Origin of the sequence: Chitinophaga sp. (assembly GCF_036566945.1) — a bacterium.
GTDB lineage: Bacteria > Bacteroidota > Bacteroidia > Chitinophagales > Chitinophagaceae > Chitinophaga.
Genome location: NZ_DATCVJ010000975.1, coordinates 1 through 12,188 on the forward strand (window position 1 = coordinate 1; position 12,188 = coordinate 12,188).

At 46.3% G+C, this 12,188-nt stretch carries 10 protein-coding genes and 1 pseudogene; all 11 read right to left on the minus strand.

From position 1 onward, the window contains the following. Positions 1 to 38: 38 nt before the first annotated feature. The 11 genes and pseudogenes from VIP81_RS29240 to VIP81_RS29290 all read right to left on the minus strand — a co-directional run bounded on the left by VIP81_RS29240 (position 39) and on the right by VIP81_RS29290 (position 11,910). Complete coding sequence (locus VIP81_RS29240) at positions 39 to 1,007, minus strand: YpdA family putative bacillithiol disulfide reductase (protein ID WP_331970092.1); 969 nt, start codon at positions 1,005 to 1,007, stop codon at positions 39 to 41. A gap of 14 nt (positions 1,008 to 1,021) precedes the next feature. Continuing rightward, positions 1,022 to 1,717 carry a type 1 glutamine amidotransferase gene (locus tag VIP81_RS29245; protein WP_331970095.1) on the minus strand — a complete coding sequence of 232 codons (696 nt, stop codon included), beginning with the start codon at positions 1,715 to 1,717 and terminating at the stop codon, positions 1,022 to 1,024. Between the two features lie 40 nt (positions 1,718 to 1,757). Continuing rightward, on the minus strand, positions 1,758 to 2,639 hold the full coding sequence (locus VIP81_RS29250; protein WP_331970098.1) for an SAM-dependent methyltransferase: 882 nt from the start codon (positions 2,637 to 2,639) through the stop codon (positions 1,758 to 1,760). Between the two features lie 124 nt (positions 2,640 to 2,763). Further along, positions 2,764 to 3,720 (minus strand): YeiH family protein, encoded by a 957-nt coding sequence (locus VIP81_RS29255; protein ID WP_331970101.1) that lies wholly within the window; start codon positions 3,718 to 3,720, stop codon positions 2,764 to 2,766. Positions 3,721 to 3,813: 93 nt separating this feature from the next. After that, positions 3,814 to 4,656, minus strand: coding sequence for a hypothetical protein (locus VIP81_RS29260; RefSeq protein WP_331970104.1), 843 nt, complete (start codon positions 4,654 to 4,656; stop codon positions 3,814 to 3,816). 73 nt (positions 4,657 to 4,729) lie between these two features. After that, a complete protein-coding gene (locus tag VIP81_RS29265) occupies positions 4,730 to 5,107 on the minus strand; it encodes a hypothetical protein (protein ID WP_331970108.1) in 378 nt (125 codons plus the stop codon). 162 nt (positions 5,108 to 5,269) lie between these two features. Then, positions 5,270 to 5,851 (minus strand): hypothetical protein, encoded by a 582-nt coding sequence (locus VIP81_RS29270; protein WP_331970111.1) that lies wholly within the window; start codon positions 5,849 to 5,851, stop codon positions 5,270 to 5,272. Between the two features lie 63 nt (positions 5,852 to 5,914). After that, positions 5,915 to 6,346, minus strand: coding sequence for a phosphohydrolase (locus tag VIP81_RS29275; RefSeq protein WP_331970114.1), 432 nt, complete (start codon positions 6,344 to 6,346; stop codon positions 5,915 to 5,917). A 194-nt stretch (positions 6,347 to 6,540) separates the two neighbouring features. Next, positions 6,541 to 8,469, minus strand: a pseudogene (gene nagB, locus VIP81_RS29280) (glucosamine-6-phosphate deaminase); the annotation flags it as partial. 235 nt (positions 8,470 to 8,704) lie between these two features. Next, positions 8,705 to 10,999: a beta-N-acetylhexosaminidase gene (locus VIP81_RS29285; RefSeq protein ID WP_331970118.1), complete on the minus strand. Its 2,295-nt coding sequence runs from the start codon at positions 10,997 to 10,999 to the stop codon at positions 8,705 to 8,707. Positions 11,000 to 11,142: 143 nt separating this feature from the next. Beyond that, entirely contained in the window at positions 11,143 to 11,910 is a 768-nt protein-coding gene (locus VIP81_RS29290) for an endonuclease/exonuclease/phosphatase family protein (protein WP_331970121.1), read from the minus strand. Between the last annotated feature and the right edge of the window lie 278 nt (positions 11,911 to 12,188).

A 12,188-nucleotide genomic window follows, 5' to 3' on the forward strand; every position in this document is an offset into this window, starting at 1 on the left:
CTAAATCAGTATAATCCTGGTAAAGACAAAAAATCGCGCTAAGCATTACCCTTAATATGCGCTATAATTTTATCTGCATGCTCCCTTGAATTTTCAATGAACCATACATGTGTATTCATTCCGCCACAAACCACGCCTGCAAGGTATATACGCGGCATATTGGTTTCCATGGTGAGTGGATTATACACCGGCATTTTTATGTTGTCGTCAGATAAAGTGATCCCTGCTTTTTCCAGTAATGTAAAATTGGGTTGATAGCCAGTCATGGCAATCACAAAATCATTCGGAATAGTCACGGTGCCTTCGGGTGTCAGGATATCTACTTCGCGTTCGCGGATTGCCTGTATCGTAGAATAGAAATAGGCTTTGATAGACCCTTCTTTAATCCGGTTTTCAATATCCGGTTTTACCCAGTATTTTACGCGGGCGCCGATCTCGGATTGCTTAATGACCATGGTTACGCGGGCGCCTTTTCGGTATGTTTCCAATGCAGCATCCACCGCGGAATTCGCCGCTCCAACCACTACTACATCCTGTGTGGCGTAGAAGTGCGGATCTTTATAGTAGTGCCTTACTTTTGGCAAATCTTCACCTGGTACCTGTATGAGGTTGGGGATATCATAGAAGCCGGTGGCAATCACTACATGCCGTGCATGATAAGTGGTTTTGCTGGTGGTCACCGTATATTCGCCGGCGTTAGGTGTTACCTGTTCCACTTCTTCAAACAGCCTGATATTCAGTTCATGAGAGGTAGCTACTCTGCGATAGTATTCCAGTGCTTCCGGCCGGGTAGGCTTGGGATTGATGGATACAAAAGGTACATGCCCGATTTCCAGTCTTTCTGAAGTAGAAAAAAAGGTCATGTACAACGGGTAGTTATAGAGAGAATTTGTTACACAGCCTTTTTCTATGATAATATAGTTAAGTCCGGCTTTCTTGGCTTCCAGCGCGCAGGCGAGGCCAATGGGGCCACCACCTATAATCAACACATCAAACGCAGCGTTCATACAATCAGTTTTTTTTACAGTGCCGCCATATAATCCAGCAGGCGAAAGAGGATGTCATTATTTTGTGTCAGCAAATTTTCGTGCTGATGTATTTTTTCTTCGCTTTGAATAAAGGAGCCGCCGGCAGCGATGGTAGCGGCGCCAGCGTTCAGCATGTCCTGCAGACTTTCCGGTGTGAGTTCCATATGAAACTGTAAACCTATAACCCGATCGTTGTAAATAAATGCCTGGTGACTGCAGGCTGCTGAGGCAGCGAAGCGGGTAGCACCGGCGGGTACGTCGAAGGTGTCGCCGTGAAAATGAAAGGTGTTGAAATGTTGTGGCAGCACGGTTTGTAACGGGGCAGCTTTATCCTGAAAGCTGAGGTCCACCGGAAACCAGCCTATTTCTGTTTGCGTATGTGGGTACACGTTAGCATCCAGTGCGGCGGCTACCAATTGGGCGCCTAGGCATATGCCCAATACTTTTTTATTTTGCTGAATAGCCTCCCGGATGAGGGCTATTTCGTTGGGCATCCAGGGATATTGATCCTGTTCGTACACGCCCATAGGGCCTCCCATGATAATGAGCCATTCCGCATCCGCTAATGCAGCGGTATCTGTTTTTTCGTACCAGCGGGTATGGGTGAGGGTATGATTTCCTTTAGCCGCCCAGTCAGCAATGCAGCTTAATCCTTCAAAAGGAACGTGTTGAAAGTAATGAATATGCATATGCGGATTGGTAAAAAATGATTTACCGAAGATACGCCTGCTATTTCACTTCTGCTCTTATTACCCTGAAATATTCGTAGCCTTTCATGTGCTTACTCTTCTCGCCGAAGTACTGTGCACGGTAGTCGGCAGCGCCGCCATCGTAGCGAATGTTCATATCATGTGCTTCCAGATAGGCATGTAGTTCCGCCGGACACATACCAAAATCCCAGCCTTCGCCGGCACGGCGCAGCAACTTGTTTACCTTTTCAAATCCGTAGAATGATTTGGGATTTTCCAGTACCGCTTTTTCCACGTAGGTAAAGATGATCTGTGTGCCGGGATTAAATTGCCTGATATGATGAAAGATCGTTTCGCCTTGTTTGGCTTCCATATTGGACGTAAGTCCTTCCCAAAGAAATAATGTTTTGTAATGCTGCCGATAGAGCAACTGAGGAATCACTTCAGAAATCTGCTGGGTGTTCATATCCAGTTGTACATAGTCGATCGGGATGCCAGGTATACCTCCCAGTGAGGCCAGTAGCTTTGATTTGCGACGTTGCAGGGCCGGGTGATCCATTTCTACATAATGCAGTGGTACACCTACGTTCAGGCGATGTGCCCGCGTATCATAAGTAGCATGGAGGATAATCACCTGATTGATGCCTTCATTTCTGACCGCATCTATGATCATGTCGTCGATCAATTTTGTGCGGGCTATCGCGGCGGTGAAAGTACCCGGCCAGCGAAACTGGATACAGGCGGTGATAACATTCCTGAACAGGGAAATATTGCAGAAAACCAGTAATAGCTGGTAGAATTTTGACAGAAATACAGCCGCGAACGGATCATACAATAAACGTTCTTTTTCCGGTTTGGTACTTTCGATGGCACGGAATGCAGCCATATAGGTGCCCGATTTGGTGGCGGGAGACCGGCTCATGAATTACGTGTAATCATATTAGTTATTGGATAGCGTTACTGGTTATTTTGGTTGTGTCTTTCGAACTATCATCAAATATATGTAAAAATGAGAATTAGATTATCATGGGATTTTTCCCGGTGAGCTATACCAGGGAACAAATGGCTATCAGGGTAGCGATGCTGATTAATACCCACAGTACAACCCCTTGCAGCAAGGGTTTTCGTCCAATGCCCTGTAAGGAAGCTCTGCTGAGATGAGTACCTATCAGGAACAGGGTGAGGGATAAACCTGTTTTGGCGCTCTGCACCATAAAGGGGCCTGCCTGTTGAACCAACGGCACCCAGGTATTGAGCAGCATAGCGACCACAAAAATGCCGATGAACCAGGGGATTTTTATTTTGCCGGCATCTGTTTTAAAAAGCAGGGTGGTAATGAAAGCCACGGGGATAATCCAGAGTGCGCGGGATAATTTTACGGTGGTAGCTATTTGCAGGGCCTCGTCGCCGTATTTGTTGGCGGCGCCAATAACAGAGCTGGTATCGTGAATGGCGATGGCGCACCATAATCCGAATTGTTGTTGGGATAAATGCAGCAGGTGGCCTACTACCGGAAATATGAAGAGGGCCAGGGCATTGAGTAAAAAGATGATGCCCAGTGCTACGGAAATTTGCTTCTCGCCGGCCTTCATCACCGGTGCTATGGCCGCAATGGCGCTGCCGCCGCAGATGGCGGTACCACAGGAAATGAGGTGGGCTGTTTTTTTATCTACACCAAGCAGTTTACCCAATACGGCGCCGGTGAGCAGGGTGGCGGTGATGGCAGTGATGGTGAACAGAAAACCTTCGCTACCGGCTTTCAGGGCGCTGTGTACGTTCATGCCAAATCCCATTCCTATAATGGAGAGTTGCAGCAGCCAGTGCGTGATCCGTGGCGTGGCCACCGGGAATGGGTTCCCGGTAGTTTGGGCCAGGGCAAAGCCCAAGAGCAGGGCTACCGGCGGTTGTACGATGGGCAGCAAGGTAATGGCTGCTGTGGTGAGGAATATTACTTTAGGAGTGTTATCGGTTATCCAGGCGGCTCGAATCTTCTGTTGTTGCATACACGAACATTTGTAATGAAGCACAAAGTTCCGTATCAGCAGGGCCGAAGTCAAATGTTGATTGGTGATACCTGATAACCAAATGTTATGGCCTTAATCAACAGAGAGAATGAACTTGTTGAACTTGACGGCAAAATCTTCTTTCAGCATTTTATCGATGCCATTGAGGTAGTTTACAGTAAAGCCGCGTTGGAGGCGGCGGGAGCTGCTACCTTCCAGTTGTAGCGGACGGGAATGCAATACGCCGATGAGTTGTTTGCCCTGGAATACGAGGGCCAGGCGGTACAGGGGACTGGGATCGTCTATACCGCTTTCATAGTTGAAATACAGTACATAGGGCTTTAAGGCCGTTTCTTCCTCCAGCTTAAAATTGGCGATAAAGGGCTGCATATCATCGGTGCTGCGGCCTGCGTGTTGTTTGAGGTAGGACGTCAGCGAGTTTTCTATAATCGAGCCATTCCGGATATTTTTCTTTTCCGTATAGCCATTGATGGTAGCCCACATTTTTTCTCCATTGGTAGATACGGGTAGCTTCATATCCTTTTGTAAAACGCCTGCGGCCACGCCGTTTACTTTTATTTTGCGGCCTTTTGTGAAAAGGGGTTTGCTGAATTCTTCTTTTGTAATATCAAAATCCACGCTGACGGGGTACCAGTCTTTTTTGATGGGGGCACAACGAAGGGGGATATAATCCTGCAGGGAAACGATTGGTTCGCCACCAGGATTATTGTAAATGGTGGCGCCTCCGCTGATTCTTTCGCTGATGATGGGGGCAATAGCACCGGCTATTTTAGGGGTGGTGCTTTTTTTAGTGGTGCTATGGCTGCTGTTGGCGGCTGTAGCTTCTTCGTTATCGTATTTGCTTTTGGTTTTCAGATTGCACGATGCCAATAATACTGCCAATGCGAGGCAGGACAAATGTTTGTTGAGATGCATATGGTAAAATTACTGTTTAGTGGAGGAAGGGACTCCGGCTTCCACCCGTGTTGCATCCGCACAAAGATTGGGCCTAGAATTCAGCGTATATAACGGTATCGGCTATCTGAAGGCGATGAATTTGTTTCATGCTGGAAAACGGGTCGAGGGGCGACCAGTCCTGACTGGTGTAGAGCGCTATTTTTTTTCCACGTAATTGTTGCTCCAGCGTATTCAGGGTGATGCTGGTATTGGATTTACGGGAGATGTAATAAATTTTTGGGTCATCTTTCAGGTGAATCATGATACCGGGAGGACCATTTTTCAATTCCTGTACGATGCCGCTGGTGGGCACACAATTCTTTTTATTGGCCTTATGGGCAGACGGAATACCGGAAATGAGCAATACCAGTATTAAAGCGGCTACCAGCAACAATGCTGCAATGCCTTTTTTGTTGGCTTGTTTATTCATGATCGGTTGGCGTAAGTCAGGTTAGGTACAGTTATTTCTATTTATGAAATATAAAAATAAAAATGGAAGTATCAAAAGTAAATTATGGGCGGGGGAGTGCGTGGTGTTCGCAGTGGCCCCAAAAAAGAGGGTGTCTGTGAAGACACCCTGCTATATAAGATCTTATTTTTCCTTTTTTTCGTCGGTGTCGGTTTCTTCATCCCAATCGTCATTGTCGTCCCAGTCATCGTCTTCATCTTCCCAGCCTTCTTCTTCCTCTTCTTCAATCAGGAGGCTTTGTTCGGACCCGGGTTCTATGTCGTTGTCACGCCAGTAGGCAACAATTTCATCTGCTTTCTTTTGCACGGGGGCAAAGTCGCTGATGTTGTTGCCGTCAAATGCTATTTCCACATCGGGCATTCCTTTGATGGTATTAAAGCAGTCCTGCAGCAGGGAGATGTTCACCGGTGCATTGCGTAGCGCGCTGTAAGACAGTCTGATGGCATCGAAAGGTCCGCTGTTGTGAAATACTTCTTCCCCGTTGAGCATGGGAAAAAGCCATACCAGCACGTCATCACCGGTATCTTCGCTATTAAGGATACCAAAGAAATCGTCGAGTTGTTCAAAACCCAACGGCGCCAGTTGTGCAAAAAATTTGTTCCTGGGCGGAAATTTAGGATGCTCTTCTCCTGTAATTAAGAATAATTCACCGAATCTTGGCTTCTCTTTGGCAAACCTAAAGTCAATGAGGATATCGTTTTCCATTGATGGCTATTCTGTTTTCTACTGTAATTTAATAGTTTAATTGGAAGGCGGTAAAAAAAAATTCTACTGGATAACGGTTGCGGCAATTCTCCGGTAGGCATGCAGGTACTTATTAAGGCGGGCTATATCCTGTTCCTTCACGTTTGTCATTCGTTTGATATCCATGTTATCTGTCAGGTCATTCAGTTTGACCATACAGGCGAGACGATTCTGGAGGGTCCGGTCTATAAAGTGGTCGTAGTCTTCGTCTTCTTCCAGTTTAGTTACACAGTAAAGGGCTGCCAGCAGGTGTGGCGCCAGTCCTTCCTGTTCCAGTGCTTCAAAGGTCCAGTCGGTGTCTTCCACTACATCATGTAATGCACCTACTATTTTTTCGTCCTCGGTGCGGCCCAGTTGCATTACCCGGAATACATGCCCTATATAAGGCTGTCCGTATTTGTCTACCTGGTTTTTATGGGCCTCCGTGGCTATTTCAATTGCTCTGCTCAGATTCATATTAAAAAATTCGCGAATGTTGTCTTTGTCCAGGATTATACTGATTTTGATGATTTTGTTTGATGATTTTTGATTTTAAAGGATATCAGCAAATAATTAACTGTTATCTTCTTTCATCTTCCAAAATAAAATCATCAAAATCATCAAAATCAGTATAATCCTGAGTAAGACAAAATTCGCGAAAAAAATCTATACTACATGAAATGATAGCGTACGAATGCTTCCATGGCGGCGTATTTCTGTAAGCCTAACCGGTCGTAGAGATCAGCGGTGTTAGCGTTACGGTCTTCCGCACGTTGCCAGAATTCACGCAGATCGGTACCCTGGAAAGGCACCACATCTTTCTGACTCTGGTGGATGAAGATACCGAGGCGTTTCTGCATTACCTGGTCAGGACTCATCGGAACAGCCATTTCAATTTCATGGATTTCCCATTCCTGCCATGCACCTTTGTACAGCCATACCCAGCAATCTTTCGCCCAGTCTTCTGACTTTACGATGTCCAGTGCAGCAAAAATAATGTCCAGGCATACCTTGTGTGTACCATGTGGATCTGCGAGGTCACCTGCGCAGAAGATCTGCTGAGGTTTCAGTTCGCGGAGCAGTGCTACTGTCAGGGCTACATCTTCAGGACCCATTGGTTTCTTTTCCACCAGACCGGTTTCATAGAAAGGCAGGTTCATGAAGTGCGCATTGTCTTCCACGCCAACGTAGCGGCAGGTAGCTTTTGCTTCGCAACGGCGGATCAGCCCTTTAATGGCGCGGATTTCCGGTGTATCTTTCTGGCTTGGCTTCTTGGTACGGATAAAAGCTTTGGCTTCATCCAGGATCAGGGAACTTTTGCTCTTATCAATGTCGAACATACCTTCAAATCCTACTGCGAAGTCGATGAAGCGCAACAGGAATTCGTCTGTAACGGCGATGTTACCGGAAGTCTGGTAAGCTACGTGTACATCATGACCTTGTTCGTGCAGGCGGATGAAAGTACCACCCATGGAGATGATATCGTCATCAGGATGCGGAGAGAAGATCAGTGCACGCTTTTTAGCAGGCTCTGAACGTTCCGGATGATTTGGTAACTGCGGACCAGGTTTACCACCAGGCCAGCCGGTAATGGTATCGCGGATGGCGTTAAATTCTTCAATATTGAGCTCATAGGCAGAACCATATTGTACGATCAGGTCGTTCAAACCATTTTCGTTATAGTCCTTATCTGTGAGCATGAGGATAGGCTTATTCAGCTTCAGTGCCAGGCTGGTCACCGCTTTGCGGATCAGGCCGGGTGTCCATTCGCAGTCGCCGGTGAGCCATGGTTCATTGAAGCGGGTCAGTTCCGCAGCTGCCTGTTCATCGATGATGAATTTGCAGTTAGGATGCTGTTGCAACAGGGAAGCAGGTACCTGATCGGTACTGTGACCTTCTACAGAGCGACGTACTATTTTGGATTTGTGAGAACCCCAGGCCATCAGCAAAATGCGTTTTGCCTTGAAGATGCTGCTAAGACCCATAGTGATCGCTAAACGAGGCACCTGGCTCATATTAGGGAACTCGTAGGCATTGGCCAAACGGGTGCTGTTGTCCAATGTAACGAGGCGGGTGTGTGAATTCATATTCGCACCTGGCTCGTTGAAGCCAATATGGCCGTTGTTACCAATACCCAATACCTGGATATCAATACCACCTAACGATTCAATGCGTTTGTCGTATGCTTCACAATATTTTTTGATCTGATCTTTCGGAATCGTGCCATCCGGAACAAAGAATTGTCCTTCCGGAATATCGATGTGATTGAACAGGTGCTCTTTCATAAAGCGGTTATAGCTCTGTAAAGCATCCGGTTCTATCGGATAGTATTCGTCCAGGTTAAAGGTGATTACATTTTTGAAGCTCAACCCTTCTTCTTTGTGCAAACGTACCAGTTCTGCATAGAGATATTTAGGCGTGGATCCAGTGGCCAGTCCTAAGATACATTTTTGACCGGCAGCCTGTCTTTCGCGGATTAACGCGGCAATTTCCTGCGCCACTGCTTTGGAACCCTCTTTGGCAGAAGGATGTATTTCCACAGCAATTTGTTCAAAGCTGTCGATCAGTTCGATTTCCTGATGATTAATCGTCATTTGTAAACGTTTTTGATTAGATGCGGTTTAAAAACGAGCCGGAAAATTAAAGAATTTACTGCTAATGCGCGTTATTATTTAGCAATATTTAAATTATATTTCTTTAGCTTGTAGTGAACCAATTAATATTTGATCTCGTTAATATGTTTAGCATACAGCGGCTGAAGGCCGTATTACATATTTTGGTGTAGGAGTCATAAGATGAAAACCGTTCGCAATTGCGCGAACGGTTTTCTGATTTTTATTCTATTATGAACTCATCAGCAAACAACCATGCGGGATTGCCTGCTCCTGCTGGCGCACCGGCAGGGATCTTACCAAAGTTCTGCATCTGCACTTTTACAAAACGACCACGCACCTGTTGCAGTTTGCCACGTACTTTGTTAATGCCTTCCTGCGCAAAGGCAGTTTGTTTGTACACTTCTTTATAGATTTTACCATCATCAGATACAGAAAATACCACTTGTTTGGGTGGATAGATCCAGTCTCCTTTTGCGTTGATGGTATTGATACCTACCTGTTGAATATCCTGGATACTATCCAGTGCTACTACTGCTTCCATATTGACGCCTTTAAAACCAAACCATTCGCCATCGTTATAGGAAGCATTGCCCACCACACCATTTACCAATGTAAAGGTGCTGGCAGGGCTATGACTTTTATCTGCCGCATTGGTCAGTGTTACTTTTTTAGCCATTCCCTTGTGAAAAATGAATGTCTGGCTAAATTCGTTGCCAAACGGTTTGCCATCTGCAAATGCCTGCGCGCGGATGGTACCGGCATGGCTGATTTGTACCGGCTGCGTATAAGGAGTCGCCTGAGGGGTAGGAGCAGTACTATCGGAAGTGAAAAATATTTTTCCACCATCCAGCTTGCAGCCTAATTCTACCTGTACGCCACCTTTACCATTATCTGTTACGGCACCGGTTACTGCAAATACATGTTTGGCGTAGTTTACTTTTTTCAGGTCCAAACGTTTTACATGTACTTTCAGTCTGTCAATGAAGTTGTCGTAATTACGTTTGTCTTTTGGAGACCACAGTACTTCTGCTAAGGCAGATGCCCGCGGATATACCATGTACTCCATGTAATCATTGTTGCCGATATACTCTGACCAGAGGTTGGCTTGTGCACCCTTGATATATTTCGCCTGATCGCTGTTCAGTTCAGCAGGTACCGGCTCATAGGAATACACTTTATTTACCGGCAGGAATCCACCGATAGCCAGTGGTTCGTTAGGGCTTTTGGATTGGTAGTGATCGAAGTAGCAGAATTCGCCTGGCGTCATGATCACATCATGTTTCTGCTGGGCAGCAGTGATACCGCCTTCGATGCCTCTCCAGCTCATCACGGTAGCATTAGGCGCCAAACCACCTTCCAGGATTTCATCCCAGCCAATGATCTGACGGCCTTTGCTGTTCAGGTATTTCTCCATGCGTTGGATGAAATAGCTTTGCAGTGCATGCTCATCTTTCAGTCCTTCTTTTTTCATGCGTGCCTGGCATTTAGGACATTTCTCCCAGCGTACTTTGGGGCATTCGTCGCCACCAATGTGAATGTATTTGCTGGGGAACAGCGGTAATACTTCATCCAGTACATCCTGTAAGAAAAGAAAAACGCTGTCGTTGCCTGCGCAAAATACATCATCATATACGCCCCAATGGGTGCCTGTTTCGTATGGTCCGCCGGTGCAACCCAGGTTAGGAAATGCTGCCAGTGCGGCAAGTGCGTGACCTGGCATTTCAATTTCAGGAATAACGGTTACAAAATGATCAGCAGCATACTGCACCACTTCTTTTACCTGTTCCTGTGTATAATAGCCACCATAAGGTTTACCATCGTATTTGTTGTCGTCGTAACGACCCGCCATGGTTTCCTTTCTTTTGGAGGCGATTTCCTGCAGACGTGGATATTTTTTTATTTCAATACGCCAGCCCTGATCATCTGTAAGATGCCAGTGAAAGGTATTCATCTTATGCATCGCCAGCAGGTCGATGTACTTCTTCACAAAATCTACAGAAAAGAAATGACGGCATGCATCGAGGTGCAGCCCGCGATAAGCGAAGCGCGGCGCATCGGTGATGCTTACACCGGGAATATACATGGCATGTGCTTTTTCTACGGGCAGCAACTGGATCAGCGTCTGTACACCATAGAAAGTACCGGCGCTGCTGTTACCGTTGATGGTCACATTATTGTGATCAGCATTCAGCGTATATCCTTCTACGTTAGTAGTGTCGTTGCCGGTATGCAAGAGGATGGCATTCTTGTCGCCCTGATCTTTTATATCCAGTTCATAGCCGGTCAGTTCTTTCAGCCACGCATTAAATAAGGCGGCTGTTTTTTTGTCGCTTTCGTTGTTGGCAACGATGACGGTTTGCTTATCCAGCAAAAAAGAATCTGATTTTTCGCTGATGCTGGCCGGCATAGGAATGATGCTCACCTTGCCTTTGGGAGCAGTGGTCTGTTGAGTGCCGGAACAACTCCACAGTCCTGCTGCTGCTGTAAGCATACACAGGTGAAATACTCTTTTCATTGTCATAGTTTTAGATTGTTTTTTATTGTTTGGCAGAAAGCAAAAAGCAGAAAGCAAAAAGCTATTGTAGCGGAGATATAAGAGAATATCAGCTAAAAGTGTCCGCTATGATAGCTTTTTGCTTTTTGCTTTCCGCTTTTTGCTCATTTCAATTCCAGTTCACAAAGTACCGGCCGGTGATCGGATGCGACCGTTTCTTCGATGATACGTGCGCCGGTGATGGTCCATTTGTGTTTGGGAGTTACCATGATATAATCAATTTTTATCCGGGGGGAATCAGAAGGGAAGGTAGGTCCCATCTGGCTGGTAGCATCGGTAAATACATGTTTGAGTACCGTGATTTCCTTTGAAGCAGGGAGGGCGTTGAAGTCGCCCGCCAGGATCGTGGGAATACCTGTTTCCCGGAAATAGTCTGCCAGTGCATTCGCCTGTGCTACCCGGTCGGTGGCTTGTTTGCCGGCATCCAGGTGTGTGGTCACGAATCGGAGGCTGCTATCTCCTGGTAATTTTATAGTAACAATGCCTGCTGCTCTCGGCTCATTTCCCTTGGTGGAAGGTAATGGCATCGTTGTACCGTTTTCGATGGGGTAGCGGGAAAGAATGCCGGTGCCGTAGCCACCACCACCCAAATCCAGGGCTTTAACGAAATAGGTATACATGCCTGTAATGGAAGCCAGTACTTTTAACTGATCCGTCTGGCCGGTGCGGTCAGTCGCACTATCCACCTCTTGTAGTGCTACCAGGTCAGGGTTGGTCGCCAATATCACATTGGCAATTCCTTGCAGGTCCAGTACTTGTTTCATGTTTTCCCCATGGTGAATGTTGTAGGTCAGCACCTTTACTTTCTGTGTTTGTGCAAAGAGTGTCATACCTGTAAAACATACGGCGGTAATTAACAGCATTTTTTTCATAGCATCATTATTTAGGGATTTGCAGATGCCGGAATGTAATATTTTGTCGGAGAAGCGCAGTCGTCAATGGTAATATCAAATGGTTATCATTTCTTCCTGCCATCTCTTCATTCCGGCATCGCAAAATCATTTAAACGCGTCTTTTACGGGTCTTCCGATCCACACCTGTGGTGTTTTTAATCCGAAGATCCATGCAAGGGTCGCAGCGGTATCGTACGTCATTACGCTGCTTTTAATTTCTTTATTTTTTGCGATACCCGGGCCACGGATAATCCAGG

Excerpts from the sequence above, each read along its gene's own strand:
- VIP81_RS29240 (WP_331970092.1), bottom strand. The coding sequence starts at position 1,007 with ATGAACGCTGCGTTTGATGTGTTGATTATAGGTGGTGGCCCCATTGGC.
- VIP81_RS29245 (WP_331970095.1), bottom strand. The coding sequence starts at position 1,717 with ATGCATATTCATTACTTTCAACACGTTCCTTTTGAAGGATTAAGCTGC.
- VIP81_RS29250 (WP_331970098.1), bottom strand. The coding sequence starts at position 2,639 with ATGAGCCGGTCTCCCGCCACCAAATCGGGCACCTATATGGCTGCATTC.
- VIP81_RS29255 (WP_331970101.1), bottom strand. The coding sequence starts at position 3,720 with ATGCAACAACAGAAGATTCGAGCCGCCTGGATAACCGATAACACTCCT.
- VIP81_RS29260 (WP_331970104.1), bottom strand. The coding sequence starts at position 4,656 with ATGCATCTCAACAAACATTTGTCCTGCCTCGCATTGGCAGTATTATTG.
- VIP81_RS29265 (WP_331970108.1), bottom strand. The coding sequence starts at position 5,107 with ATGAATAAACAAGCCAACAAAAAAGGCATTGCAGCATTGTTGCTGGTA.
- VIP81_RS29270 (WP_331970111.1), bottom strand. The coding sequence starts at position 5,851 with ATGGAAAACGATATCCTCATTGACTTTAGGTTTGCCAAAGAGAAGCCA.
- VIP81_RS29275 (WP_331970114.1), bottom strand. The coding sequence starts at position 6,346 with ATGAATCTGAGCAGAGCAATTGAAATAGCCACGGAGGCCCATAAAAAC.
- VIP81_RS29285 (WP_331970118.1), bottom strand. The coding sequence starts at position 10,999 with ATGAAAAGAGTATTTCACCTGTGTATGCTTACAGCAGCAGCAGGACTG.
- VIP81_RS29290 (WP_331970121.1), bottom strand. The coding sequence starts at position 11,910 with ATGAAAAAAATGCTGTTAATTACCGCCGTATGTTTTACAGGTATGACA.